Genomic DNA, 26,718 nt, shown 5'->3' with positions numbered 1-26,718 from the left:
ATGTGGATGCCGGACTTTTTGTCTCTGGTATCATTATCTTACTATATTTTCTCCGATAACGCAATTCTAACTGTCTACTGACTTCCTTATGATTTTATGAATTTTTCTCTGTATTTCTTCTCTGTCTCTTCACTTCAAACATCAATACCGAAGCGGCTATTGCGGCATTTAACGACTCCACCTCTCCGCTCATCGGAATAATGATATAGTGATCTGCCATTTTCGAGGTTTCTTCACGCAGCCCGTTCCCCTCATTTCCAATCAGGAATGCACAGGAGAAAGCATAATCTTCTTCATCATAAGACTTCTCCCCGTCCAGATGCGCCGCGTATACTTTAATCCCGGCATCTTTGATCTTGCGGATTGCCTTCAGGATATCTTCCGCATAATAAAACGGCATCCGGTAAATAGAACCCATCGTTGAACGGATTGTTTTCGGATTGTAAATATCCACACAGTCACGGCTCATGATCACACCTGTTACACCTGCGCCTTCTGCAGTCCGCACGATCGTACCCATATTTCCCGGATCCTGCAAATTATCCAGCACTAGCAGATGCCTCTTTTCGCCTTTTAACAGATCCTCCAGCTTATAGGATTTCTGCCGCACAACACAGAGAACACCCTGTGGTGTCTTTGTATCCGATGCATGTGCAAATACAGTATCCGTCAGCACTTCTATGTGCACTCCGGCTTGCCCTGCAATCGCATTTACCAGCACTTTTTCTTTTTTATAAAAAGATTCAGATACATATACTTCCTGTAATTCATCCACCGGCACTTCCCGGAACATCCGGATGCCTTCCACAAGAAATACATGTTCTTCATCTCTTAATTTTCTCTTCTTTTTTAAATTAATCAGTCTTTTAACTTTTCCGTTTGCTGTACTTGTAATCATTCTCTCTGTCCCTTAATAACTATAATATTGAAGCACCCCTGATTATGGTGCCTGCAAATCGCTTTTTACTTCACCTTTTTCACAATAATTGTTATACTTTGAAACGGTATCCGACACCCCAGATTGTCTCGATATACTGAGGGTTGGATGTGTCCATCTCGATCTTTTCACGGATTTTCTTAATGTGCACGGTTACAGTTGCGATGTCACCGACAGATTCCATATCCCAGATTTTCTGGAACAGTTCATCTTTGGAATACACATGATTCGGGTGTGCCGCAAGAAATGACAACAGATCAAATTCTTTTGTTGTAAATGTTCTCTCTTCTCCATTTACCCATACTCTTCTTGCAGTCGTGTCAATCTTAAGTCCTCGAATCTCGATCACTTTATTTTTTTCTGCCATGCTTCCGATCAACCGATCATATCTTGCAAGATGTGCTTTCACACGTGCCACCAACTCGCTCGGGCTGAACGGCTTTGTCATATAATCATCCGCTCCCAATCCCAGTCCACGAATCTTATCAATATCATCTTTTTTTGCTGATACCATAATGATTGGTGTGTTCTTCTCATCTCTGACCTTCCGACAGATTTCAAATCCATCTACCCCCGGAAGCATCAAATCAAGAATCAGAAGATCATATTCTTCCTGAAGTGCTTTCTCAAGTCCACTGTCTCCATCATTTGCAACTTCCACTTCAAATCCGCTCAGTTCCAGATAGTCTTTCTCCAGATCTGCAATCGTCTCTTCGTCTTCAACTATTAAAATCTTACTCATTCAATGGTACCTCCTGATATTTTCTCAAAACAAAATACATCGTTGTTCCTGTGTCTTCTCTGCTGGTTGCCCAAATCTTACCACCATGCTCTTCCACAATCTTCTTAACAATAGAAAGCCCGATACCGCTTCCGCCTTTGGAAGAATTTCTCGAAGCATCCGTTCTGTAAAAACGGTCGAAAATATTTGGCAGATCCTTGGCTGCAATTCCTTTGCCGTTATCTTCCAGTTCAACCTGAATAAAGTCACCGACATCTTTTACACGAAGGTTGATGATCGGTTTTCTTTTATCCATATATTTCAACGAATTATTTACAATATTATGCACAACACGCTTGATCTGTTCCGCGTCTGCAATCACTTTCACTTCTGGATCTACATAATTAAAATATCCAAATTCTACATTTTTTGACTCCAGTTCCAGCGACAAATCTTCTGCACAATCTGTGAAATAATCATTTACAGATATAATATTGAAGTTATATGGAATACGGTTTGTGTCAATCTTGGAATACAATGTCAACTCATTGATCAGTGTATTCATCTCATTCGCTTTATTATAGATCGTGCGGATATATTTGTCCATTTTCTCCGGTGTATCCGCTACTCCGTCCATGATTCCTTCTGCATATCCTTTGATTGCTGTCACCGGTGTCTTAAGGTCATGGGAGATATTACTGATCAGCTCTTTGTTCTCCTTGTCAAACTGAATCTTCTCTTCTGCACTGTCCTTTAACCGCTTACGCATATCTTCCAGATCACTGCAGAGCTGGCCGAGCTCATCATCAGACTCCGGTTTGATCTCAAAATCCAGATTACCTTCTTTGATATTATAAGCTGCCCTCTTCATCTTTGACAACGGACGCATGATTCCGCGGTAGATCCACATGAGCAAAATAAATGCCGTTGCGATTAAAACAATAACAACCACACAGATCAAGTCTACAAAAAGCTCCTCCACTTCTGGTATAACGTTCTTCATGTCTGTAACGATAAATGCGCTTCCTTTTTCTCCGCTTCGATATTTAAAATCAATCTGCTTGATCAGTACCTGAGCATTGCCACCCAGATAAAGTCCATTTTTCGCATCGGCATCTGCCTCACCATACTTCGGAAGCTGACGGATCACATATTTTGTTTTCCCACTGTCTGTACCAATGTAAACAATGGTATTTCCTTTTCGCACAAGCAGATAGGCTTTTTTCTTTTCCAGTTTTTTATTTACTTTCTCAAGTCTGGTCGCATCGCCCATCTCTTCCGGATCTTCGGCAATAATCTTCTTTAGTTCTTCATACGGCTTCTCAGTTACTTTTGACAATACCTGCATAGAATTTGATAAGCTCTCCCAGGTTGTATCGGTAACTCCATATGTCTTTTCGATTGAGCTGATCTGATGTCTGCACAGGACTATTCCCATAGTTGTTGTCAATATAATCGGAATCAGCGTAATCGTTAAAAATGCTATCACAAGTCTTGTTCTTATTTTCATAGGAACACCTCCAGACTCAAGTATAGCATGAAAAAAGGCGCTTCACATCAAAGCGCCTGTAAACATTTCTAAAAATTTTATAAATATGCTTTCAGTACATCCACCTTATCTGTCTTTTCCCAGGAGAGGTCGATGTCTGTACGTCCAAAGTGTCCGTAAGCTGCTGTCTGCTTGTAAATTGGTCTTCTCAAATCCAGCATTTTGATAATTCCTGCCGGGCGGAGATCAAAGTTCTCGCGGATGATCTCAACCAGTTTTTCATCAGATACTTTACCGGTTCCAAATGTATCTACCATAATGGAAGTCGGATGAGCAACTCCGATTGCGTAAGAAAGCTGGATTTCACATTTCTTGGCAAGTCCTGCTGCAACAATATTTTTCGCAACGTAACGTGCCGCGTACGCTGCTGAACGGTCTACCTTTGTGCAGTCTTTACCTGAGAAAGCTCCGCCGCCGTGACGTGCCATTCCACCGTAAGTATCTACAATGATCTTGCGTCCTGTCAGTCCACTGTCTCCGTGTGGTCCACCGATAACAAAACGTCCTGTCGGGTTGATAAAGAATTTTGTATTCTCGTCTACCATCTCTGCCGGAAGTACTGTATCAAATACATATTTCTTAATATCTTCGTGAATCTGCTCCTGTGTCACATCCGGATCGTGCTGTGTAGATAAGACAACTGCATCCAGACGTTTCGGAACATCATTTTCATCATATTCTACTGTAACCTGTGTCTTTCCATCCGGTCTCAGATAAGAAAGCGTTCCGTTCTTCCTTACTTCTGTAAGTTTTCTTGCCAGTTTATGCGCCAGAGAAATCGGATATGGCATCAGTTCCGGAGTCTCATCCGTTGCGTATCCGAACATCATACCCTGGTCGCCGGCTCCGATCGCATCAATCTCATCATCGCCCATTGTATGCTCTTTTGCTTCCAACGCTTTATCAACTCCAAGAGCGATATCTCCAGACTGCTCGTCAATTGCTGTGATCACACCACATGTCTCTGCGTCAAATCCAAATTTTCCTCTTGTATAGCCAATCTCTTTTACTGTATCGCGTACGATTTTCTGAATATCAACATAAGCATTTGTAGTAATCTCACCCATAACGAGAACCATACCTGTCGTTGTTGTTGTCTCACAAGCCACACGGCTCATCGGATCCTGTTCCATCAGTGCATCAAGAATCGCGTCTGAAATCTGGTCGCACATTTTATCCGGATGTCCTTCTGTAACGGACTCGGATGTAAATAATCTTTTTTCCATGTCATTCTCCCTTCTACTTTCTCCCGGGGACGGGGATTTTCTAGAAAATCCCCGTCCCCTTTTAAAAAAGACCTGTCCCTTTTTATGTTATCCACATAATCATCCACAATGCGAAAAAAACAGTCCACAACAAGTGGACTGTTTATATTCTCATATATCAATCTTCTTATTGTTCGATTACTCGCTCAGGTTGGCACCTTCCCATGATGGGGGTTGCCGCAGCTTCACAGATCCTTTGTACCTCCACTGCTCTGAATAAGAGAAAGTTAGCAATATTTATTATTTTCTTTGTTACCTTATAAGACTTTACACGTTTTAACTGTTCTTGTCAACTGATTTATCCAACTTTTAATTTGAATTTCTGAATTTCTTTCTCAGTTTCTACTTTTTCGATGATACCGCCAAGACCTCTGAGCTTCTCTTCGAATCTCTCATATCCTCTTTGGATATATACAATATCATCTACAATTGTAATGCCTTCTGTTGCAAGTCCTGCAATACAAAGTGCAGCTCCTGCGCGGAGATCCGGTGCACTCACTCTTGCTCCGCTGAACTTCTCAACACCTTCGATAGTTGCTGAGTTGCCTTCCACTTTGACATTCGCTCCCATTCTGGCAAGTTCGTCCAGATATTTGAAACGATTTTCAAAAATACTCTCTGTAATTGTGCTTGTTCCCTTGCAAAGTGCAAGCGTCACACCAATCTGTGGCTGCATATCCGTTGGAAATCCAGGATATGGAAGTGTTTTCACATGTGTACTTGTAAGATCTCCCTTGGATACAACACGCACTGCATCGTCAAATTCTTCTACCTCACAGCCAATCTCTTCCAGCTTGGCAATCGTAGCTTCCAAATGCTTCGGAATGACATTCAATACTGTCACATCTCCTCTGGTTGCCGCTGCCGCAAACATAAATGTTCCGGCCTCAATCTGATCCGGAATAACCGAATACTCTGTACTGTGAAGCTGTCTGACTCCACGAATCTTGATCACATCTGTTCCTGCACCACGAATATTCGCTCCCATGCTGTTCAGGAAGTTTGCCACGTCTACAACGTGTGGCTCTTTAGCCACATTCTCCATAATTGTAAGACCGTCTGCCATCGCAGCCGTCATCATTACATTGATCGTAGCGCCTACACTGACAACATCAAAATAAATATGTTTACCAACAAGCTTCTCAGCTTCTGCCATGATCTTACCATATTCAATCTCTACTTCTGCGCCCAGTGCACGGAAACCTTTCAGATGCTGGTCAATCGGTCTGCTTCCGATATTACATCCTCCCGGCAGTGCCACTTCCGCATGTTTGTACTTTCCGAGCATCGCGCCAAGTAAATAGTAAGATGCACGGATCTTTTTAATATAATCATATTCTATACTGAAATCATGAATGCCTCTTCCGTTGATCGTCACAGTATGACGGTCAATTCTATTCACTGTCGCTCCGATTCCGGCAATTGCGTCCAGTAATACATTAATATCGTTGACATCCGGAAGATTATCAATCTTAACTGTCTCATCTGTCATGATCGCAGCCGCAAGAATTGCAAGTGCCGCGTTCTTTGCTCCCCCTATTTCGACCTCTCCGACTAACGGATGGCCACCTTTAATAATATACTGTTCCATTAACCACACCTCTATATAATATTGCTGTCTATGATATAAGCATATTGGATATAGCAGTTATGCCCATTTTGTTCTCTTAAAAATCTAAAACAGGAAGACTCCCACTTCCTGAGTCTTTGCTATTATAGCACAAATCCAACATTTGTAAAATATTTTTTAATTTTATGTAATTATTTTGTAACATTTAATCCGTTTTCAAGCACACGAAGAACTTCCTCGATTGTCTCTTCCAGATCCCGTCCTTCCTCACTGATCGTGAGATCTGCATACCGTTCAAATAATGCGGTACGCTCCTCATACAGATCTTTTAATGTCTGACCGTCTTTTAACACAACACCTCTGTTTTTAGCATTATGGAGTCTGTTATTTATTGTCTCATACGACGTATGTAAATATACGATCATTCCGGTCTCTTTGTAATGCCTCATTGCATTCTCACAATATACAACACTTCCTCCCGGCGAGATAACAGCACGCTCTTCCTGAATCTCCGCATTCACCCGGTCTTCAATCCGTAAGAAACCTTCATTTCCTTCTTCTGCAATAATCTCTTTAAGCAAACGCTTCTCCACTTCCTGGATTACCAGATCTGTATCTACAAACTTATATCCCAGTCTCTTAGCAACAACAACACCGACTGTGCTTTTCCCCGATGCCGGCATTCCGATAAATACGATATTCTTCATATTTTTCATCCTTTAGTCTGTATTTGTTTGAAATCTTTTGATACTTATTACATTTTAATCCTATCCATTTTAACATAAGATTCCTTTTTCGTCCACTTCTTGCTTCAGAATCTACTGCCTTTACAAGATTCGAACTCATTTTTTATCATTTTCTGACCAATTCTACCAATACCGCTCTGCCTGATCTGCCAACGGATACTTTACCATAAAAAATAAGAACCGGAAATCCTTTTATTCCTCCGGTTCTTATTTTGTATAAATTATCTCTTCAGGATACACTCTCATTCAGAAAATAATATTTTCTCTGAAAGTTTCTCCGCTCCTGCCTTCGGCGGCATATCTCCTGACAGGTCATTACCCACACCAGCTCACGAAGCCAGTCATCTTCCATTTTCGTCGGAAGATCATCTGTTTTATCCTTCTGCTTATCTGCAAAGTCGATCTGACCTTTCACATTTGCATAAACACGACCGCATATCATCTGTATTTGCAAACGATCCGGATACTCATCATAAATCATACTGACGTCATATTCCAGCCGGTCGCATTCTGCCTCTACATATGGCAGAATCTTTTTCACTTCGGCCGGATACATACTCTTCATATAAGATACATCCCGGCTGTTTTCCCGCTCCCAGGCTGTATCGATTGGCAGCTGATTTTGATATGCCATATAAAAAGGCAGTTTCTCGCTCATCGGTTCTGCTCCTTCCAGGGAAATTATCTGCTTTATTATATGCATTTTTTCATAAGCTGTTCCCTGAAATCTTTTCTGTTATTCATTTTTTGCGGCTTCAAAATTCCGATGCAGAAGTTTGTGTTCTTTTCCTTTCAGCAAGCCATCGTACAACGTCTGAACCAACGGATTTTCATTGGACTTCTTAATCTGGGTATTCACATCTGAATCATAAAGACCCTTCATTCTTGCTGATTTTGTTCTCGGTCCGGCCGGTACCGGCTGTCCACCACCCATGACACAGCCTCTGTAACATGCCATTACTTCTACGAAATCATAGTGTACTTCCCCGGCCTTGATCCGCTTCAAAAGTGCATCTGCATTTCCGAGACCACTTACGATTGCCGCACGAATGGTTCTGCCGTTGTAATCAAATTCTACTTCTTTCAGGCCTTTCTCTCCACGCACACCGCTGAATTTGATATTATCCATATCTACACGGTTATGTCCTTTACGCAGACGTCTCAAAACCGCTTCGGTCACACCGCCGGTTACACCAAAGATCACTCCGGCACCGGATCCGATTCCAAATGGCATATCTGACGCTTCAATTTCCAGATTCTCAAAACGGATACCAGACTTGCGAATCATGGAAACGAGCTCGGTTGTTGTCAGTACATAATCGATATCCTGCTTACCGTTTGTTGAAGATTCCGGTCGTAAAATCTCATCTTTCTTCGCTGTACAAGGCATAATAGATACAGATACCACTCGTTTTCCGAGATTCTTCTCCGGATCTTTATAATATTCCCGTACTACAGCGCCGAACATCTGCTGTGGTGACCGGCAGGTCGAAAGATTCTCGGCAAATTCCGGATAACGGTTTTCACAATATCTTACCCATGCAGGACAGCAGGATGTAAAGAGTGGCAATTTTTCTCCGGATTCCAGCCGATTCAAAAGTTCTTCCGACTCTTCTATAACTGTAAGATCCGCACCGTAAGATGTATCAAATACTTCATCAAATCCCATACGATGCAGGACATTTACCAATTTACCCATAACATTTTCGCCACGCGGCAGACCGAACTGATCTCCTACTGCCACACGGACTGCCGGTGCGATCTGTGCGATCACTTTAGTATCTTTATCTGCAAGAAGATCCCAGATAACATCCATGTTGGTCTTAATACTGATTGCGCCTGTCGGACATACAACCCGGCATTGTCCACAGTTCACGCAGTCGGTCTCTGCAATTTTCTTATCAAATGCAGGTGTTACCAGCGCTTTTGTTCCTCGATATGCAAAATCAATTGCATTTACTGCCTGCACATTGTCACACATACGTACACAGTCACCGCACAAAATACATTTATTCGGATCTCTCACGATCGCCGGCGAACTGTCATCGATCGGCTGTAATTCTTTCGTATTTTCAAATCGGACATCCATAACACCCATCCGGTGCGCAAGGCTTTGCAGCTGACATTCTCCACTTTTGATACAAGTTGTACAGTCTCTGCAGTGCGCTGCCAGAAGTAACTCCAGAATTAATTTCCGATACTTCATCAGGCGCGGTGTATTTGTATAGATCACCATTCCGTCTCTCGGTGGTTCGGAACAGGATGCAAATGTTTTTCCTTTATCATTTTCTACTGTACATAAACGACAGGCACCATATACAGACAGTTCTGAATGGTAACATAAGGTTGGTATATCAATATCTGCTTTACGAATGACGGTAAGAATATTCGGTTCATCCGTAAATTCTACTTTTCTTCCATCTATAGTCATTACTCCCATGACGTTTCCTCCTATCTGGCAACAGAAATTGCCTTAAACGGACACTGTTCCATACAGGCTCCGCACTTAATGCATTTCTCCTGATTAATGTGATACGGTGATTTCAACTCACCTTCAATTGCTCCAGCCGGACAATTTCTTGCACACTTGGAACATCCTTTACAGATGTCCAGATCAATCTGGAACTGTCTGAGATTTGTACAAACCCCTGTTTTACACTTCTTATCCTCAATATGTTCTCTATATTCTTCTGCAAATGCATTCAATGTACTGATAACCGGTTTTGGCGCACTCTTTCCAAGTCCGCATAACGCGGTACTCTCAATCATATCGGCCAGTTCACGCAACTCATCTATATCTGTCGGTTTTCCATTTCCGGCTACGATTCTTTCAAGAATCTCCAGCATTCTTTTTGTACCTTCTCTGCATGGCACACATTTTCCACAGGATTCTCTCTGCGTAAAGCTCATAAAGAACCGGGCTACTTCTACCATACAGGTATTTTCATCCATAATAACAAGTCCGCCGGAACCGATCATCGCTCCGATCTTCGCCAGCGAATCAAAATCCATCTTGCTGTCCAGCTGTTTCTCTGTCAGACATCCGCCCGATGGTCCGCCGATCTGAACCGCTTTGAACTTTTTACCGTTCTGAATGCCTCCACCGATATCATAAATAACTTCCCGGAGAGTAATTCCCATCGGCACTTCGATAAGTCCTGTGTTTCTTACATTACCTGTCAATGCGAATGCTTTTGTTCCCGGGCTTTCCGGTGTACCGATACCCAGATACCACTCTGCGCCGTTTTGAATGATCATTGGTACATTTGCGTAAGTCTCAACGTTATTTAATACTGTAGGTTTTGCCCAGAGTCCCTGCTGTACTGTACGCGGCGGTTTTACTCTCGGCATACCACGTTTGCCTTCAATAGATGCTGTCAGCGCACTTCCTTCGCCGCAGACAAATGCTCCGGCTCCTCGGTTGATATGTAAACGGAAGCTGAAGTTTGTTCCCAGGATATGATCTCCTAAAATTCCAATCTCTTCCGCCTGATGGATTGCCGTCTCCAGTCTCTGGATCGCGAGCGGATATTCGGCACGGACATAAATATATCCTTCCTGCGCCTGAACCGCATATGCAGCGATCATCATACCTTCGATCATGCGGTGCGGATCACCCTCCATAATACTTCTGTCCATGAATGCGCCCGGGTCACCTTCGTCACCGTTACAGACTACGTAACGAATCTTTTCCTTCTGGGATGCTACCTGTTTCCATTTACGTCCGGTACGGAATCCTGCACCGCCACGTCCTCTTAAATTTGACTCATAAATCATATCGATCACGGATTCCGGTGTCATCTCAAACAATGCTTTTTCTAATGCAGAATATGCTCCGACCACCATCGCTCCTTCGATGTGATCGGCATCGATATGTCCGCAGTTTTTCAATACAAGTCTCGTCTGCTTTGCGTAAAATGGGATCTCTTCCTGTGAAGCATAGACCTGTCCGTCCATATGATATAACAAACGTTCAATCGATTTTCCTTCGCAGATTGTTTTCTGATAGATCTCTTCACAATCATCCGGCGACACTTTAATATATAAATAATTATGTGGTTCGATTCTCACCAGCGGTCCCATTTCACAGAATCCGTGGCAACCACTCTTCATAACCTTGGTATGTGCAATCTCTGCGCCGAACTCCACCGATACATTCCCGTCATTCTTTGTCAGTTCCAGCATTTTCTGGTAAATTTTATCTGAACCCCCGGCCAGACATCCTGTTCCACCGCAGATCAAAACGCGACATTTCGCACGCTGCCGCTTCTGACATTCAGTACGATATTCTTTTAATTCCGTTCTGTTCTCTATCTTCATGTTATTCTCCTCTCAACTCTTTCAGCAGATCCACTACTTTTTCCGGTGACATCTTAGGATACACAACATCATTTACTGTAATCGCCGGTGCCAGACCACATGCCCCCAGACAGGACACCGTCTCCACAGTAAAATACAGATCGTCTGATGTATGCTTCTTATCATTTAATCCGAGTTCCTTATACAAACGTTCCAGGATCGGAATGGATTTTCTCACATGACAGGCTGTTCCATCACAGACTTTAATGACATATTTGCCTTTCTGCTCGAAAGAAAAATTCTCATAAAAACTTGCCACGCTGTACGCCTTTGCTTCCGTAATCCCGATCTGTTTTGCCACATATGTCAGAAGTTCCGGTGGCAGGTATCTGTACTCCTCCTGAATATCCTGGATAATCGGGATCAATGATCGTTCTTCTCTTGTGTGTCTTGCTATGATTTCATCTGCTTTCTCATAATACGATGTATCTAACATAATATCCTCATCCTCCTTTTTGTTCATTTTCCCCTGATATTGGCTATTTTTTATCAATTTATTGTATATTATATCATAGAAATTATTGATATGTTTATATCAATATCCGATGTCTTCCATATAGAATTTTATATATCCTAAAAAAAGATGCACCCTCAGGCACACCTTCTTTCTTCTAGACAATTATATTTCTTCAATTTTCCTTCTCAGATGCTCAAGAAATTCTTTTTCTTTCTGATTCATCACATATCCTTTTTTATATATCAGTGCATCCCTCATTTTATGTCTTAGAAATCCGACTTCCTTCTGCACAAGATGATACCGTTCCAGCATCTTTTCCGGCAGCGGAGATACCCACATATAACTGTTCTTCACTTCTCTTAAAATATCAAACTGACTTCCTCTTTCAAAAATATATATTTTCTTTTTCGGATGATAGGCTTCCCTTCCTTCCCGGTAAAATTCAATATATTCTCCGTTCGGGAGCCTGGAATCTCCATGTAAGATTTCTACTCCGTCCGATAATTCTCCCGGAGACTGAAAATCCTTTTCTGCAAGTTCTCCGTCTGCGGAAGTCAAAAGTAAATAATCAAATTCATTGATCACCTGCATTTCCAGATTCCGAAGCTGAAGAAGCGATTGGTAATCCTCCTGCTTTCTCCGCTGATACCGTATAATTCCAAGATCATATCCATTCTGACCGATACTGTCGATTGCCGTCATCGTACTTGTCTCCCGGAAATCCACATCCATCTCCATCTGGTCATCCTGGTTGCTGATATACTCGGCAAAAGCATGCGCAATATAGCTGGCCCGGGGCACACAAAATCGAAGTGTCAGCTTTTCACTGCGTTCTTTTCCATAATGTTCCCTTAGCTCATCAACATCCCGGATGACTTTTCTGGCATATTCCAGAAAATTCTGTCCGTCTCTTGTCGCCTGTACTCCTTTTGAGGAGCGTTTAAAAATCTGTATGCCAAATTCTGTTTCTACATTTTTAATTGCTTTGCTTAAGTTTGGCTGCGCAATGTAAATCTCTTTTGCAGTCTGTGAAATCGATCCTCTTTTATCTATTTCAATAATGTATTTGAAATCCGTCAAATTCATTTGTATCTCTTCCCTTTTCCATGATGCCGATGTTCCGTTCCGCCTTATTCTCTACGCGAAACGAAAAGGCGACACATCTTTTGTATCGCCTTTTCATTCTAAGCTCTTTCGCTGTAGTGATGTGCTTCTTCAAGCATCATATCTTTTACTTTCATCAGACGGATCTGAGAGCTTCTCTCGTTCTCGTCCAGCTTCATCGTGATGTATTTGATTGTCTCCTGAGCCTCCGGAATTGTCACATGCTCCAGCGCATTTACACGACGTCTTGTCTTCTCGATCTCAGCCGCCATAAGCTGGCATGCTTTTTCTGTCTCCGCAAGTTTCAACATATCCGGCAGAATGTCCGCCAGTGATTTTACAGCACCATCCAGATCACTGGATGTAAATGCAAATCCATAAGAATAAATATCATTGGCATCAGCAGTCCTTGTCTTCGTATTGAACACAGGAATGTCAACGCTCATAACATTTTTATTGCCTACTTCCAGATTTACTTCCTGTTTTGGTGCCATCAGTGCGGTATTCAACGTAGCCTCATCCATTCCGGCTTTGGCTATAACAAAGTTCTTATTTGCAGAGAGGATTCCGGCTTCTACTTTCTGACGAAGTGCCATGTTCTCCTTTACCAGCTCCAGAAACTGACGCATCAGCTCATCACGCTTGTCTTTCAGGAGCTTATGTCCCCTTCTTGCTGTAACAAGCTTCTTCTTCGTCTTGGTCAGTTCCATCCGGGTAGGAGTGATCTGTTTCGATGCCATTCGCTACCTCCTTATTTCCATTACCTGATTATTGCTTTCCATAATACTGGTCTAAGAATTTGTCGTCGATACGTTTCAACTCTGCTCTTGGCAGCATAGACAATAATTTCCAGCCAATTTCCAGTGTCTCCTCAATAGATCTATCGTTGTCATATCCCTGGGAAACATATTCTTTTTCAAATGCTTCTGCAAATTCTGCATATTTCAGGTCAATCTCTGTTAAGGCAGCTTCTCCTAAGATTGTCATCAGTTCTTTTGCATCTTTTCCACGGGAATACGCAGCAAATAACTGGTTCATCGTATTGGCGTGGTCTGCTCTTGTTTTGCCTTCGCCGATACCTTTATCTTTCAGACGGGAAAGAGACGGTAATACATCAATCGGCGGCTGTAATCCTTTACGATACAGCTCACGACTTAAGATTACCTGACCTTCTGTGATATATCCGGTAAGATCAGGAATAGGATGTGTCTTATCATCCTCAGGCATAGTCAGGATTGGGATCATAGTGATACTTCCGTCTTTACCTCTCTGACGTCCGGCTCTTTCATACATTGTTGCAAGGTCTGTGTACATATATCCTGGATATCCACGACGTCCAGGTACCTCTTTCTTCGCTGCGGAAATTTCACGCAGCGCATCTGCATAGTTCGTGATATCTGTCAGGATAACCAGAACGTGCATATCTTTTTCAAATGCCAGATATTCTGCTGCTGTCAGTGCCATACGAGGAGTTGCGATACGCTCTACAGCCGGGTCATTTGCAAGGTTGATAAACAGAACGGTTCTGTCAATCGCACCTGTCTCTTTGAATGACTCGATGAAGTAGTTAGACTCTTCGAATGTAATACCCATTGCAGCAAATACAACGGCGAATTTCTCATCTGTTCCACGTACCTTTGCCTGTCTTGCAATCTGGGCTGCCAGCTGGGAATGTGGCAGACCGGAACAAGAGAAGATTGGCAGTTTCTGTCCACGAACCAATGTGTTCAGACCATCAATGGCAGATACACCTGTCTGGATAAACTCTTCCGGGTACACGCGGGCTGCCGGGTTCATAGGCAGACCATTAATATCTCTTCTTTCCTCCGGCAAAATCTCCGGTCCATCATCAATCGGACGTCCCAGTCCATCGAAGACACGTCCCAGCATATCCGCAGATACACCAAGTTCCATGCTTCGTCCGAGGAAACGTACTTTACTGTTACTTAAGTTAATACCGGCAGCATTCTCATAGAGCTGTACTACTACGTCATCTCCATCTACTTCCAGTACTTTACAGCGTCGTTTTTCTCCGCTTGCGAGTTCGATTTCACCAAGCTCGTCGTATTTAACGCCTTCTACACCTTTTACCATCATCAGCGGTCCGGCAACTTCCTGTATTGTTCTATATTCCTTTGGCATAATTAGAAGTCCTCCTTCCCGATCGTTCCTGCTACTTCTTTACCGAGTTCATCCATGATCTTCTCATATTCTGTCTCAATATTTTCAGCTAATGTATATTTATAACGACCGATTTTCTCTCTGACATCCATTACAAGAAGATCTTTCATGGATGCACCTTTGTTCAGAGCTTCTGAAGCCTGATCATAGAATGCAAGAACCAGTTTCATCATCAGATACTGTTTACGAAGTGGTGTGTAAGTATCTACTTCGTGGAAAGAGTTCTGATGCAGGAAATCTTCACGGATAGATCTTGCTGCTTCCATCTTCAGACGGTCAGACGGAGACAATGCATCCATACCTACCATCTGTACAATCTCTTCCAGTGCTGCTTCTTCTGTCAGAAGGCTCATCATTCTCTGACGGTCATCCATCCAGTCCGGAGCAACGGTTTCATTAAACCAGTCTTTCATATTATCCAGATACAGCGAATAACTGGTCAGCCAGTTAATAGCCGGAAAATGTCTCTTATATGCCAGTGCGGAATCCAGTCCCCAGAATACCTTAACGATACGAAGGGTTGCCTGTGATACCGGCTCTGATGTATCACCACCCGGAGGAGATACGGCTCCGATTACGGACAGGGAACCTTCTCTTGCATCTTTACCGATGGAAACTACACGTCCGGCTCTCTCGTAGAACTCTGCCAGACGGGAACCTAAGTATGCCGGGTAACCTTCCTCACCAGGCATCTCTTCCAGACGTCCTGACATCTCTCGAAGTGCCTCTGCCCAACGGGATGTAGAGTCTGCCATCAATGCTACAGAATATCCCATGTCACGGAAATACTCTGCAATCGTAATACCTGTATAAATAGATGCCTCACGGGCTGCGAAAGGCATATCGGATGTGTTCGCGATCAGAACGGTTCTTTCCATAAGGGAACGTCCTGTCTTCGGATCCTTCAGTTCCGGGAACTCATTCAGAACGTCTGTCATCTCATTTCCACGCTCTCCACAACCGATGTAAACTACGATGTCAGCTTCTGCCCATTTTGCAAGCTGATGCTGGATAACTGTCTTACCGCTTCCGAAAGGACCCGGAACGGCTGCAACTCCACCTTTTGCAATTGGGAAAAATGTATCAACAACACGCTGTCCTGTTACAAGCGGTGCATCCAGCGGTAGTTTCTTCACATATGGACGTCCTGTACGAACCGGCCATTTCTGCATCATTGTCAGCTCTTTGTCTCCGTCCTTCGTCTCCAGAACTGCAACAACTTCTTCTACCGTAAATTCACCGGATTTGATCTCTTTGACTGTTCCGCTTACTCCATAAGGAACCATGATCTTCTGCTCAACAACTGCTGTCTCCTGAACAGTACCGAGCACATCTCCCGCTCCAACTTCTTCTCCGACTTTTGCAACCGGAACAAATTCCCATTTCTTGTCTCTCTTCAGGGAAGCAACTTCAACACCACGCTGTAAGTTATTTCCCGAAATCTTCATAATATCATCCAGAGGACGCTGGATACCATCATAAATGCTTGTGATCAGACCAGGGCCAAGTTCTACTGACATTGGTGCCCCTGTTGATTCTACCGGTTCTCCCGGTCCAAGTCCTGATGTTTCTTCGTATACCTGAATTGATGCCTCATCACCGTGCATCTCGATGATCTCTCCAATCAGACGCTTTTCACTAACACGTACAACGTCACGCATGTTAGCATCTCGCATTCCGGATGCGATGACCAGCGGTCCTGCTACTTTTTTAATCGTACCTGTACTCATTTGGACGAATCACCCTCCATTTCTTATTTTATTGTTGCGAAAACAGAATATCAGAACCGACAGCCACTTCCACAGACTTCTTAACGCCCGCGACTCCTGCTCCCGTATTACCGGCAATGCCAGGAATCTGGATGATCGCCGGGATGATTTCTTCCTGATATCTTGCAATTTCATGTTTTAACTGATCGGCCCAGGCTTCTGTAATATAAATAATTCCGTAACCACCTGTTGCCAGTTTGTGAAGCTCTTCGGCAGCTTCTTCATGGGTAGTAACCGGAAATGTGTCAAGCCCCAGTGTAGCAAAGCCGTAGATGCTGTCATAATCGCCTAATACTGCAATCTTATACATACATTTCCCTTACCCTTTCCCGAATAGAATCATCCGGCAGGTCGTTAAGCTTACCGGAAAGAATGATTCGTACCGTTTTTATTTCATTCTGTCTTGCAATTACATAGGCAATTACCGGTCCTATTGTAAATGCATTATATTTCTGCGGGCTGATCGTCTGGATGATCCGGTTGTCGCACCACCGTTCAAATGCGGATGGAGATTCCAGAAGTGCCTGCGCACCTTCTGCATATGCCGTTCCCATCAGATAATCACGAAGCGCTTCCTTACCGGAAAGTGCCGCTTTGGAAAGCTGATCCACACTGACACTGTCGCACTCCGCCATTGCCCTTTTCATAAAGTCTATAGATTTCGCGGTTTTCTGTGATCGCACTGCAATCTTAATATCTGCAACTGCAACCGTTGATTCTGCATAATCCCGGATGATCTGGGCTTTTGACGCTTTACCTGCCGCATATACGGCATCCAGCGTTGCTCTGTCGATCATCACGTCGCACAACTGACCATCTCTTGTATGAAGCAGTGTCTCATAAGCATCCGCTGCCACATGCTGCATGTAGTCCGGAAGTCTGGTAAACGCTTTCTCTCTTACGATCTCCAGCATCTCATCCCCCGGAATCGCTACATCATCATAGAAAATGTGCCGGTTCTTTTTCTCCGTGCATACTTCCTTGATCGCAGCTTTCAGATTATGGAAAAGTTTTGGATAGGAAAGTACTGCAAAGTTCTCCATGTCAATGGAAAGATCCTTCACTACCTCCCAGATTTTCTCTTCCTCTCTGGTCAGTATCGCCTCTGCATCTCCGGAAGTATCTGTGCCTCCCCACCCCTTCTCTTCCAGGAACTGCAGGCACTGATGATAATTCTGGCATGCAATCAGCTGGTCGATCGTGCTGTTTGAAAACAGTGACACTTCCAGTGCACGTATGCGCGCAACCGCGTAGGTATACTGTTCACTCATGTTACTTCCTCCTGTCACGCGTTACGCAAATAATATATGGTATACTTTGTCAGACAATTCGTCTTTTTTCTCATCGAACATTGCCTGTAAAGTACAGTTCTCTTCTATCCCGCCATAGGCAAGAACAAATCCATTCTCAATCTTTCTTTCTTCTGCGGAAATCTTAAGGCTTCCGCCTTTGTCCCGCGCAGTGTTCTCCACTGCATTTTTAAAGTCGTCAGACATTCTCTGGAGATCTCCTGCGGAAAAGAAGATTTCTCCGTCCTGCGGCAATGCATATCTTGCAAGTAATTTTAATAAAACTCCAAAATACTCTTCCTCATTCATAGACTCCAGAGACTGATATGCCTTATCCAGCACGTTCTGGATCATCTCCTGTTTTGCTGCCAGAAGTTTTGTTCTTCTCTGCAGATCCATGGAAGATGCCGTACGCTCTTTGTAATTCACTGTATCCAGTTCGGATTTGTGGGCAATCGTCTCGGAAATCTTCTTAGCATCTGCCTCAGCCTGCGCTACAATCTCGTCCGCTTTTGCCTTTGCTTCTGCAATCTTGCTGTCTGCTGCCGCTTTTGCTTCATCCAGGATCTGACTTTTTATTTTTTCTAATCCTGTCATCGCTTCTTTGCTCCTTCCTGTTTTATACCTGAATTGCTGTTACTGCCAGAATAGAAATCAGGAGTGCAAGAATTGCGTATGTCTCAACCATTGCAGGGAACAGCATTGCTTTACCGAACTGCTCCGGTTTTTTAGCTACAATTCCGATTGCTGCCGCTGCTGTCTGTCCCTGTGCTTTACCAGAGATCAGTCCAACGATTCCGATTGGCAGACATGCTGCAAGGATCAGAAGTCCTGTCTGTGGATCAAGATCTGCTGCGCCGCCGCCAAGGAGACCAATCTTGGATAATGTAATGAAACCAACCAGCAGTCCGTAAATTCCCTGTGTACCAGGAAGCAGCTGCATGATCAATACTTTTGCAAATTTGCTAGGGTCTTCTGTTACAACTCCGGATGCTGCCTGACCTGCGATACCAACTCCGATTGCTGATCCTGCTCCTGCGAGAAATACTGCTACTGCTGCGCCAAGTAACGCATATACAAGTCCTAAATTACTCCAAATACTCATGATAAAGTTTCCTCCTTAATATCTACATATTTTGTATCTGATTCAAATGGTTCAAATGGTTTTCCACCGCCTTCGTAGAATTTTCCGAAAAATTCCACAAACTGAAGACGGTTCGTGTGCACATATGCACCAAGTAAGTTGATCGCAAGATTCAAAGTATGTCCCACCACGAACACAATCGCAAATCCGATCGCACCAACCACGCCTTTTCCAAACATGCTACCCATCTGGTTTACAACAGATGCAATAACACCGGTTGCAAGTCCGAGAGCTAACAGACGTGAATAAGATAATACATCACTGAGCCATCCGGTAATATTATAGATGTCATACGCTCCAAGCGCGATCCTGAGAACCGGATTTTTATTTGCTCTTCCTGACATCAGAAGCAGTCCCAGTGCACCGATAATCGCAAGCGCTTTTGCAAGCGTATTCACAAACGGTGGAAATACGATTTTTGCCTGTGCTATAGAAGCAAAAATATCAGATGGGATCAGCATCAGTAAAAGTCCTGCCAGAAATACATACCATAAAATAACATCACAGAAAAAGTCTAATACTTTTCCTTCTTTCAGAAGCATGTAACCTTTGATTCCAAGGCCGACGAACAAATGTACAAGTCCGAATGCCATGGAATAGATCAACAGCTTCATCGGATTATTCAGCGGCGCAAACCATAATGGCTTGATCGTTATATCTTTATTAAAGAATGTCTTTCCTACAACATCGACAACGTCTCCGAAGTAACCGCCAAATAATACACCCCACACAAGTGTAGATAAACCACAGAACATAAACATCTTCATGGACTTTCTCATACTCTTGCTCATCCGTGGGAATTTCTTCAATACTACAAAACATGCAATTGCAATGATCGCACCGTATGCAGCATCAGATAACATCATACCAAAGAAGAATACATAGAAAAACGACATGATTGTCGTCGGATCAAACTCTCCTTTATGCGGAAGTCCGTAGGATTCCAGAACACCTTCTACACTGTCTGAGAAAGCATTGTTCTTTAAAATAACCGGCGGTTCTTCCTCTTCCTTTAACTCTTCCACATCCATCACACAATCGTATCTGTCTGCGATTGCTTTCTTAAGGACAGGAACTGTTTTCTCTGCAACATATCCGCTAATTACGAATGTTCGCTGTGACTGTGGAAGTGTGCCAAGCACTTCGTACTTCTCTGCACGGAGTCTGAAATAATCCCCCACTACTTTCAACTCTTCTCTGCTTGTGGCATATCCTTTGATCTCTTCCTCTGTCACTTCAATCTCTTTGTTCAGTTTCTGGATCTCGGCTTTCAGATTCTCTTTTTCCTTCGCCGGGATCTGGTTGGATATCTGCGATGGTCTTGCAAATCCTCCAGCTCTCAGAGCTTCTTCGGTCTTCTCTGCCTCTTTTTTCAGACAAAATACAGCAAGATAAACCGCGTCTGCATCTTCGGAAATGATCTGCACATCCAGTGCTTCAATCTCCGGACACTCTGCAGCTACCTTTTCATGAATAGCCGCTTCATCTGTGCCCGCCGGCATCGTTCCAAGTAACATTGCTGTTCTGGCTGTACCTGCATAATTCATAGGTGCATCCAACGAAAGCCACGGTTCAAGCGATTCAATCCGATTTTCAATCTTCACAATATTTGCTTTGATCTCTGCAATCTCTTTGCTCTTTGTGAGCAGAGCATCTGCTTTTTCGATGACTTCGTCTTTTTTCGCTGTGATTTTCTGGAATTCATCCTGACTGACAAGCTCTTTTCCCGCTAACCCGGACAACATTGACTGCTTCTGCGGTGCATATATATCAAGGATACCCAGCGCCGTCTCTGTAAGCTGTGCTTTCTTCTCAAAGCTAAGCTTCGCATTCACTGTGTCCATCTTTTCAAAGCCTTCTTCATCAGCGATCTGGTTCATCTCCATAACGCCGAGTGCCTGCAGCTTTTCCAGAATTGCTTTGCGGTCTTTTTTAAGTGCGCAGATACTGACTCTTTGCATCTGCAATACTGCCATAGATCTATCCCTCCTTTACATTTTCTTTCCGGTTAGATCTTGATCAAACCAGCTGTGCAATAACTGCTGCTATTGCTTCGGCTTCTTTACTGCCCGCTTCCCGCTTTAACGAAACAATCTCTTCATCTACTTTCTGAAGTGCGTCCTTTACCGCTTCTTCTCCGGCTTTCTTTGCTTCATTCATTGCGAACTGCGCATTTTCTTTTGCTTTTGCTTCTGCTTCTTCTTTTATCCTCCCTGCAGATGCATCCGCTTTTTCAAGAATCTCGGCACATGCTGCATCGGCTTCTTTCATGGCCTTATCTGCCTCACACTCCGTGTCCTTAATGGTTCTAATGGTCTCTTCTACCATTCCTTCACCACCTCCCTCGCGTTCGTTAAAACTTTGTTGTAAGTTTGATTATAATACCGCAATTATCAAATGTCCAGAATAATTTGTATTCAGGCAGGAACAAGCGCGCTTATTGTTGTGGAATTTACATAATTTTTATATATTTTTCAAATAATTCAGACATTCCAGTGCAAATGATGCAAATGTCCTTCCAGATTCATTCCCGGGAAATTATTTTGCCGCAACGCTTCATATAACACGATAGCGACTGAATTGCCCAAATTCAGAGAGCGTATGTCTCCCAGCATCGGAATACGGATGCAGTCCTCCTCATGATTCACTAATATTTCTTCCGGAATTCCTGCGCTTTCCTTTCCAAACATGATATAGCAGTCCGGCTCATACTGCACGTCTGTATATACTTTATGCGCCTTTGTTGTAGCCATATAGATCTTTGCTCCCGGATTCTTCTCCATAAAATCATTAAAATCAATGTAAGTCGTCACATCCAGATCTTTCCAGTAGTCCATTCCTGCTCTTTTTAAGTTCTTTTCATTCAAACGGAATCCTAACGGCTCAATCAAGTGCAGCCTTGCATTTGCTGCCACGCAGGTTCTTCCGATGTTTCCTGTGTTCGCCGGGATCTCCGGCTCATGTAATACAATGTTTAACATAATCTCTCCTCTTTTCTGCATAACTTAATTTTATAATACTATATAATGGATACACTTTCTACAGCAATAAAAAACGATCCCATACAAAAGATTCATCACCTTCATTTACAAGCGCAAATTCTTTATATGAGATCATTCTATTATTTTTCTTTTGGCTCTGAGAAAATACAATACACCGCATCCGGTGCCGGGCGGTCAATGTAACGTATTTCCTCTCCATTTCTTATAATCTTGTCATTGTTATCTGTAAAATATCCGATCATTGAGACCGGAATTCCTGCCTCTTCCATCTGACGCAGAAATGCTGACTGGTCCGATACTACCGCAAGAAAACTTCCTGTTGATGTCATCTGATACGGATTCAGATGGAACTGTTCACAGACTTCGACTGTCTCCTGCAAAAGGCTGATGTTATGAAGTTCCAGATCAAGACCCAGCCCTTCTTCCTTTGCCATCCGGTAAAGTTCGGCAAGAATACCGCCTTCTCCGATCTGGCGCAATCCAAATGCTCCTGCTTCGCGTGCTTTTCTCATTTCTTTTATCGAAAATACCTGCGGTGCATAGCTTTTGATCTGCGCAAGAAATGCTGGTGAAAATCGTTCCTTAAGCTGCTCCTCTTTCTCTTCTGTCACACGCAGCATTCCTTCCATTCCTGCCCATTTTAGCAGAACCACTGCCTGTCCGGCTTCCGGCTTACGCGTCTTAGTCTCAGCGACAGCAGCTACACCGTTTACGACAACCTGTGCAAAACGGAGCACCGGACTTTTTCCGGACTTTACTTCCAGAAGTTCCAGATCTTTTTCTTTGCAGATTTTCCGGATAGACTTTTCCAGTCCATGAATCCTCGACTGGTATCCATAATCCGGAATCTGTATCTGTACACTGATTCCGATATGCTCTGCACCTTCTGCTGCCAGTGCATTTGCCACAGCCGCAACACCGTACACACCAATCTGCTTTGAATATCCACATATCACTGTCTGTTCACTTATTATATGGCCATCTTTTGTTTCAAATCTCATTTATGCCTCTCCATCTTTTCCTGCATTTATTCCGACACATACGCTCTGTTTCCTGTTCCATGATTATTCCAGAGCCTGCGCCTGACTAATCGCCGCATTAATCTTACTTCTGTTCTGCAAACCGATCGCATTTCTTACAATCGCTGAAGCCTGTGCATTTGACGACTTCGTTCCCACTGAAATCACCTGATCCGACTTATTGTAAGTGCTGTTATTAATAACTTTCCGGCTCACTTGCTTTCCATCCTGTATTACAATCTTCCACAGTCTTGCTGTACGGCCGGTATGCCCGCCACCGGCTGCAACGATCGAACCAATCGCCGCATCCGCATTTGCCTGATATCTCACACCCGGTTCTTCTGTATGCGTCGTCTCACTTTCAAATTGGATCTTACGACTTTCTTTTCTTGTTTCTTTGCCATAAATTGAAAATGTCAGCTGGTTTGCTCCATCAATTCCACCTTCAATATATATTGGATCTTTGTAATTGTTCTGGAATCTGAAATCTTTATAATCGCCTGCGATCGCCGCATCCCTGGACGGATCTACATATGCTACTGCCATAGAATGTGGAAAACGCTTTATCACTTTTAATTCCGCATACAAAACGGCATTATACAATGTCGTAGATACCTGACAGATTCCTCCGCCGTAAGAATCTACAACCTGTCCATTCTCATAAGAACCCGCCAGTGCATAGCCGTGTTCTGCATCATATGGAGAAGTAATATCATGTACCGATACGACGTCTCCCGGCATCAGAATCGTGCCATTTAACTTCTCTGCTCCGTTTTTCAGATTCTTCCAGCGCTCACCTCCACCGGCATCGGTCGAAAATGTTCCCAGGCAGTCTTTGATATTTTTCAGATCTGCTGCTTTGATCCTCGGATGTTCTGTCTTCTGCGGAAGTGTAACCTCAAGCTTTTTATGATTCCATTTCCGGTTCAATGTTTGCACCAACAACTTTTTTGTTTCTTTTATATCGATTGTTTTTCCTTTTTTTTCCGATGTAATCTGAAATTCTCCGTTCACACGCGCAATCGTTGCATCCGTTGCATGCGGTGCAAGCGGGACCGCCTGTTTTTTCAGAACTTTCTCTGTCTTATCCGCATCAAGCGCCAGCTTCATATTTATCTTTGTTTTTTCTTTTTTCAGTCTGCGAAGTTTGCGGTATCTGCTAAGAAGTGTTCCTTTTTTTCCATAAGAAACTGCTTTCTCGATTGCCTGATCTTCTTTTTTATATTGAAACCCAAGATCTTTCAGCGTTGTTTCTGTCTCTTTCTCCCCGGTTTTCAATACAACTGCCTGCTTCTCATCTTCAGCGAAATGTTCTTCCATCGCACGCTTTGCTTCTTCCCGTGTCATTCCGGACACATTTACCACATTAATATATACGTTATCGCAAATCTTCTTCTCCGGATATTTTGACACATAACGATAGAGTGCCAGATAAGCGGCACCCCATACTAATACAACCAGGACAACTGTCATCAGACCAATGAGCTGTCTTCTTTTTCTCCTTCTTCGTAACATCCTTCTGGAAACTCTTCCGAAGCCCTGTCTTCTCCTGTCTCCTGTCTTTTCCCCCACTGCTCTTTTGTCTCCTTCTATAACGATCTTATACCATTGCCGGCAAAATCATAGTAGCTACCATAGCTACAATCACAATCATAATGATAACTGCGACTGCTTTTTTTACTCTTTTATCATTAAAATTCATATTTCTTCCTTCCTCTCTATGCGTTATGCGTTTATATTTTACCCTCTTTTTCTATGCTTTGCAACGATTTTCCCCACAATCTGCCAGACTGTCGATCAGACAGATTCTTGCATCCTGCGTAAGAGGATTTCGTTCCAGATAATCAAACAAAACTGTTTTCTGTAATCTTGAAAATCTTTCCAGATGCGTCATTTTACGCAGCTGGTTTTTGTCATATTTATCATAGGAAGTAAGATAACGCCTTTCTTTATCTTCTGTTTCATAAAACTGACGGTATTCTTCCTTCGTAAGCACTTCTTTTCCTGCAAATGCCGGTCTGGATTTTGCATTTTCACGCAGATAATAATCATACGTCAGCAATTCTCTGTAGTATTCCACTTTTTCCGGATGATATTCACGTACAAATCCAAGCAATATCTCATAGCGCTCACTTCGTTTATGATTAACCTGATGATAATTTTGTTTCTTATAATAACTCCAGAGTTTCTCATACATGGTAAATGCACTCTCATATTCTTTTCCCAGTTCTTCAAGCGTCTCTTCAAATTGTCTGCTGTTATAATAAACTTCAACCATTTCTTCAATGCCTTTTAGATGTAAGATTTCCTCATAAGAGATCCATCTGGTCGAAAGCACTTCGTATGGCGGTGTACTTTTATACTGCAATCCATAATTTTCTTTTTTTGTTTCCATATAAGAACCTTTCAGAACTTTCAGGAAACCAAGCTGCAACTGTTCCGGGCGCATTCGGTATACATCATCAAAAGACACTGCAAAACTTTTGATATCCTCAAATGGCAATCCGGCAATCAGATCCAAGTGTTGATGGATATTTCCTGCCTGATTGACTCTTGCCACTTTTGCAGCAAGCTTATCAAGATCCATTGTTCGGTGAATCTCCCGGATCGTATCCGGATTCGTTGACTGTACGCCGATTTCCAACTGGATCAATCCCGGACGCATAGCAGTAATAATCTCAAGTTCTTCTTCATTTAACAGATCCGCCGACACTTCAAAATGAAAATTCGTAATTCCATTATCGTGTTCTTCCAGATATTTCCATATTGCCAGTGCATGGTCATGCTTGCAATTAAATGTACGGTCTACAAATTTAACCTGCGGAACTTTATGATTCAGGAAAAACTGTAATTCTCGAAATACAAGATCAAGGCTGCGGAAACGAAGTCTCTTATCTATAGAAGAAAGGCAATAGCTGCATGCAAACGGACAGCCTCTGCTTGTCTCATAATAAATGATTTTATGTTCAAAATCTTCCAGATGTTCATATACAAACGGGACTTCGCTCAGATCGATCGGCTGCCGCCACGGTGTTTCTACTACTTCGCCGTTACTGTCACGAAATGTAATTCCATCAATCCCGGCCAGCACATCATCCGGGATCTCATATCCGGTCATTTCCTGTTCTGTCTGTACATATGCTTCACACAATGCATGAAAAGTCAGTTCGCCTTCTCCTTTCATTACACCGGTAACTTCCGGCAGTCTTCGAAGTACATCCGGTGCGTCATAAGAAACTTCCGGGCCGCCGGTCCAAATCTTAAGATTCGGACGGACTTTTTTTATTTCCCGGATCAGTTCTTCAACATATTTTAAATTCCAGATGTAACATGACAGACATAAAACGTCGGGCTGCCTTTCGTAGACATCCCGCATAATATCATCCATCTGCTGGTTGATCGTATATTCTCCGATCTCAATCTGTAATTCATTATTTTCCTGTTCTGTGTGGCAGTGCAGGTCAGCGTATGCTTTCAGACAATAGACTGCTAAATTTGAATGTATATATTTGGCATTGATCGCTGCCAGCAAAATCTTCATTGTATATTTCCTCCAATTCCGGTATTTCCATTGACAATTCGGGCAAAACACGTTAAAATATAGAC

General features: G+C 43.0%; 24 protein-coding genes and 1 riboswitch. All 24 genes read right to left on the bottom strand.

Annotation, left to right across the window (positions count from 1 at the left end; all coding sequences use genetic code 11):
- Window positions 1-94: 94 nt before the first annotated feature.
- Window positions 95-898, bottom strand: a complete 804-nt coding sequence (locus tag DW152_RS11965; protein WP_021860219.1) for a TrmH family RNA methyltransferase — start codon at window positions 896-898, stop codon at window positions 95-97.
- A 91-nt stretch (window positions 899-989) separates the two neighbouring features.
- Window positions 990-1,679 carry a response regulator transcription factor gene (locus DW152_RS11960; RefSeq protein ID WP_021860220.1) on the bottom strand — a complete coding sequence of 230 codons (690 nt, stop codon included), beginning with the start codon at window positions 1,677-1,679 and terminating at the stop codon, window positions 990-992.
- The gene (locus DW152_RS11955; protein ID WP_118288714.1) at window positions 1,672-3,168 is read right to left on the bottom strand and encodes a HAMP domain-containing sensor histidine kinase; all 1,497 of its coding nucleotides are present in this window, start codon (window positions 3,166-3,168) and stop codon (window positions 1,672-1,674) included. Before DW152_RS11955 ends, DW152_RS11960 begins: the two co-directional genes overlap by 8 nt.
- A 77-nt stretch (window positions 3,169-3,245) precedes the next feature.
- On the bottom strand, window positions 3,246-4,433 hold the full coding sequence (gene metK, locus DW152_RS11950) for a methionine adenosyltransferase (RefSeq protein ID WP_021860222.1): 1,188 nt from the start codon (window positions 4,431-4,433) through the stop codon (window positions 3,246-3,248).
- Between the two features lie 163 nt (window positions 4,434-4,596).
- Window positions 4,597-4,695: riboswitch (SAM riboswitch) on the bottom strand.
- A gap of 75 nt (window positions 4,696-4,770) precedes the next feature.
- On the bottom strand, window positions 4,771-6,063 hold the full coding sequence (locus DW152_RS11945) for a UDP-N-acetylglucosamine 1-carboxyvinyltransferase (RefSeq protein WP_021860223.1): 1,293 nt from the start codon (window positions 6,061-6,063) through the stop codon (window positions 4,771-4,773).
- A gap of 170 nt (window positions 6,064-6,233) precedes the next feature.
- Window positions 6,234-6,749 carry a shikimate kinase gene (locus tag DW152_RS11940; protein WP_118288713.1) on the bottom strand — a complete coding sequence of 172 codons (516 nt, stop codon included), beginning with the start codon at window positions 6,747-6,749 and terminating at the stop codon, window positions 6,234-6,236.
- Between the two features lie 268 nt (window positions 6,750-7,017).
- Window positions 7,018-7,446, bottom strand: a complete 429-nt coding sequence (locus DW152_RS11935) for a hypothetical protein (RefSeq protein ID WP_021860225.1) — start codon at window positions 7,444-7,446, stop codon at window positions 7,018-7,020.
- Between the two features lie 78 nt (window positions 7,447-7,524).
- On the bottom strand, window positions 7,525-9,228 hold the full coding sequence (locus DW152_RS11930) for a [FeFe] hydrogenase, group A (protein WP_021860226.1): 1,704 nt from the start codon (window positions 9,226-9,228) through the stop codon (window positions 7,525-7,527).
- Between the two features lie 11 nt (window positions 9,229-9,239).
- The gene (locus tag DW152_RS11925; protein WP_021860227.1) at window positions 9,240-11,108 is read right to left on the bottom strand and encodes an NADH-quinone oxidoreductase subunit NuoF; all 1,869 of its coding nucleotides are present in this window, start codon (window positions 11,106-11,108) and stop codon (window positions 9,240-9,242) included.
- A 1-nt stretch (window position 11,109) separates the two neighbouring features.
- Window positions 11,110-11,583: a complex I 24 kDa subunit family protein gene (locus tag DW152_RS11920; protein WP_117538307.1), complete on the bottom strand. Its 474-nt coding sequence runs from the start codon at window positions 11,581-11,583 to the stop codon at window positions 11,110-11,112.
- Between the two features lie 183 nt (window positions 11,584-11,766).
- A complete protein-coding gene (locus DW152_RS11915; RefSeq protein WP_021860229.1) occupies window positions 11,767-12,690 on the bottom strand; it encodes a LysR family transcriptional regulator in 924 nt (307 codons plus the stop codon).
- A gap of 98 nt (window positions 12,691-12,788) precedes the next feature.
- The gene (locus DW152_RS11910; RefSeq protein WP_021860230.1) at window positions 12,789-13,448 is read right to left on the bottom strand and encodes a V-type ATP synthase subunit D; all 660 of its coding nucleotides are present in this window, start codon (window positions 13,446-13,448) and stop codon (window positions 12,789-12,791) included.
- Between the two features lie 28 nt (window positions 13,449-13,476).
- Entirely contained in the window at window positions 13,477-14,850 is a 1,374-nt protein-coding gene (locus tag DW152_RS11905) for a V-type ATP synthase subunit B (protein WP_118288712.1), read from the bottom strand.
- Between the two features lie 2 nt (window positions 14,851-14,852).
- Entirely contained in the window at window positions 14,853-16,619 is a 1,767-nt protein-coding gene (locus DW152_RS11900; protein ID WP_118288711.1) for a V-type ATP synthase subunit A, read from the bottom strand.
- Window positions 16,620-16,647: 28 nt separating this feature from the next.
- Window positions 16,648-16,968 (bottom strand): V-type ATP synthase subunit F, encoded by a 321-nt coding sequence (locus DW152_RS11895; RefSeq protein ID WP_021860233.1) that lies wholly within the window; start codon window positions 16,966-16,968, stop codon window positions 16,648-16,650.
- The gene (locus DW152_RS11890) at window positions 16,961-17,929 is read right to left on the bottom strand and encodes a V0D/AC39 family V-type ATPase subunit (RefSeq protein WP_118288710.1); all 969 of its coding nucleotides are present in this window, start codon (window positions 17,927-17,929) and stop codon (window positions 16,961-16,963) included. Before DW152_RS11890 ends, DW152_RS11895 begins: the two co-directional genes overlap by 8 nt.
- A 21-nt stretch (window positions 17,930-17,950) precedes the next feature.
- Window positions 17,951-18,544: a V-type ATP synthase subunit E gene (locus DW152_RS11885; protein ID WP_118288709.1), complete on the bottom strand. Its 594-nt coding sequence runs from the start codon at window positions 18,542-18,544 to the stop codon at window positions 17,951-17,953.
- A gap of 22 nt (window positions 18,545-18,566) precedes the next feature.
- Window positions 18,567-19,052 carry a V-type ATP synthase subunit K gene (locus DW152_RS11880; protein ID WP_021860236.1) on the bottom strand — a complete coding sequence of 162 codons (486 nt, stop codon included), beginning with the start codon at window positions 19,050-19,052 and terminating at the stop codon, window positions 18,567-18,569.
- Entirely contained in the window at window positions 19,049-21,067 is a 2,019-nt protein-coding gene (locus tag DW152_RS11875) for a V-type ATP synthase subunit I (RefSeq protein WP_117538303.1), read from the bottom strand. Before DW152_RS11875 ends, DW152_RS11880 begins: the two co-directional genes overlap by 4 nt.
- A 43-nt stretch (window positions 21,068-21,110) precedes the next feature.
- Window positions 21,111-21,419 (bottom strand): hypothetical protein, encoded by a 309-nt coding sequence (locus DW152_RS11870; RefSeq protein WP_117538302.1) that lies wholly within the window; start codon window positions 21,417-21,419, stop codon window positions 21,111-21,113.
- A gap of 155 nt (window positions 21,420-21,574) precedes the next feature.
- Complete coding sequence (locus DW152_RS11865; protein WP_021860239.1) at window positions 21,575-22,072, bottom strand: tRNA (cytidine(34)-2'-O)-methyltransferase; 498 nt, start codon at window positions 22,070-22,072, stop codon at window positions 21,575-21,577.
- A 140-nt stretch (window positions 22,073-22,212) separates the two neighbouring features.
- A complete protein-coding gene (locus DW152_RS11860; RefSeq protein WP_118288708.1) occupies window positions 22,213-23,094 on the bottom strand; it encodes an AIR synthase-related protein in 882 nt (293 codons plus the stop codon).
- A 63-nt stretch (window positions 23,095-23,157) separates the two neighbouring features.
- A complete protein-coding gene (locus DW152_RS11855) occupies window positions 23,158-24,684 on the bottom strand; it encodes a VanW family protein (protein WP_243059938.1) in 1,527 nt (508 codons plus the stop codon).
- A 181-nt stretch (window positions 24,685-24,865) separates the two neighbouring features.
- Entirely contained in the window at window positions 24,866-26,653 is a 1,788-nt protein-coding gene (locus DW152_RS11850) for a B12-binding domain-containing radical SAM protein (protein WP_118288707.1), read from the bottom strand.
- Window positions 26,654-26,718 lie beyond the last annotated feature (65 nt).

Source organism: Dorea sp. AM13-35 (assembly GCF_003473885.1).
Classification (GTDB): Bacteria; Bacillota; Clostridia; order Lachnospirales; family Lachnospiraceae; genus Dorea_D; species Dorea_D hominis.
The sequence above is the reverse complement of the archived record's forward strand: the minus strand, read 5'-3'. Positions and strand labels throughout refer to the sequence as shown.

What these genes read in the sequence shown, in the direction of transcription:
- DW152_RS11965 (WP_021860219.1), bottom strand. Translation starts at nt 898, where the DNA reads ATGATTACAAGTACAGCAAACGGAAAAGTTAAAAGACTGATTAATTTA.
- DW152_RS11960 (WP_021860220.1), bottom strand. Translation starts at nt 1,679, where the DNA reads ATGAGTAAGATTTTAATAGTTGAAGACGAAGAGACGATTGCAGATCTG.
- DW152_RS11955 (WP_118288714.1), bottom strand. Translation starts at nt 3,168, where the DNA reads ATGAAAATAAGAACAAGACTTGTGATAGCATTTTTAACGATTACGCTG.
- metK (WP_021860222.1), bottom strand. Translation starts at nt 4,433, where the DNA reads ATGGAAAAAAGATTATTTACATCCGAGTCCGTTACAGAAGGACATCCG.
- DW152_RS11945 (WP_021860223.1), bottom strand. Translation starts at nt 6,063, where the DNA reads ATGGAACAGTATATTATTAAAGGTGGCCATCCGTTAGTCGGAGAGGTC.
- DW152_RS11940 (WP_118288713.1), bottom strand. Translation starts at nt 6,749, where the DNA reads ATGAAGAATATCGTATTTATCGGAATGCCGGCATCGGGGAAAAGCACA.
- DW152_RS11935 (WP_021860225.1), bottom strand. Translation starts at nt 7,446, where the DNA reads ATGAGCGAGAAACTGCCTTTTTATATGGCATATCAAAATCAGCTGCCA.
- DW152_RS11930 (WP_021860226.1), bottom strand. Translation starts at nt 9,228, where the DNA reads ATGGGAGTAATGACTATAGATGGAAGAAAAGTAGAATTTACGGATGAA.
- DW152_RS11925 (WP_021860227.1), bottom strand. Translation starts at nt 11,108, where the DNA reads ATGAAGATAGAGAACAGAACGGAATTAAAAGAATATCGTACTGAATGT.
- DW152_RS11920 (WP_117538307.1), bottom strand. Translation starts at nt 11,583, where the DNA reads ATGTTAGATACATCGTATTATGAGAAAGCAGATGAAATCATAGCAAGA.
- DW152_RS11915 (WP_021860229.1), bottom strand. Translation starts at nt 12,690, where the DNA reads ATGAATTTGACGGATTTCAAATACATTATTGAAATAGATAAAAGAGGA.
- DW152_RS11910 (WP_021860230.1), bottom strand. Translation starts at nt 13,448, where the DNA reads ATGGCATCGAAACAGATCACTCCTACCCGGATGGAACTGACCAAGACG.
- DW152_RS11905 (WP_118288712.1), bottom strand. Translation starts at nt 14,850, where the DNA reads ATGCCAAAGGAATATAGAACAATACAGGAAGTTGCCGGACCGCTGATG.
- DW152_RS11900 (WP_118288711.1), bottom strand. Translation starts at nt 16,619, where the DNA reads ATGAGTACAGGTACGATTAAAAAAGTAGCAGGACCGCTGGTCATCGCA.
- DW152_RS11895 (WP_021860233.1), bottom strand. Translation starts at nt 16,968, where the DNA reads ATGTATAAGATTGCAGTATTAGGCGATTATGACAGCATCTACGGCTTT.
- DW152_RS11890 (WP_118288710.1), bottom strand. Translation starts at nt 17,929, where the DNA reads ATGAGTGAACAGTATACCTACGCGGTTGCGCGCATACGTGCACTGGAA.
- DW152_RS11885 (WP_118288709.1), bottom strand. Translation starts at nt 18,544, where the DNA reads ATGACAGGATTAGAAAAAATAAAAAGTCAGATCCTGGATGAAGCAAAA.
- DW152_RS11880 (WP_021860236.1), bottom strand. Translation starts at nt 19,052, where the DNA reads ATGAGTATTTGGAGTAATTTAGGACTTGTATATGCGTTACTTGGCGCA.
- DW152_RS11875 (WP_117538303.1), bottom strand. Translation starts at nt 21,067, where the DNA reads ATGGCAGTATTGCAGATGCAAAGAGTCAGTATCTGCGCACTTAAAAAA.
- DW152_RS11870 (WP_117538302.1), bottom strand. Translation starts at nt 21,419, where the DNA reads ATGGTAGAAGAGACCATTAGAACCATTAAGGACACGGAGTGTGAGGCA.
- DW152_RS11865 (WP_021860239.1), bottom strand. Translation starts at nt 22,072, where the DNA reads ATGTTAAACATTGTATTACATGAGCCGGAGATCCCGGCGAACACAGGA.
- DW152_RS11860 (WP_118288708.1), bottom strand. Translation starts at nt 23,094, where the DNA reads ATGAGATTTGAAACAAAAGATGGCCATATAATAAGTGAACAGACAGTG.
- DW152_RS11850 (WP_118288707.1), bottom strand. Translation starts at nt 26,653, where the DNA reads ATGAAGATTTTGCTGGCAGCGATCAATGCCAAATATATACATTCAAAT.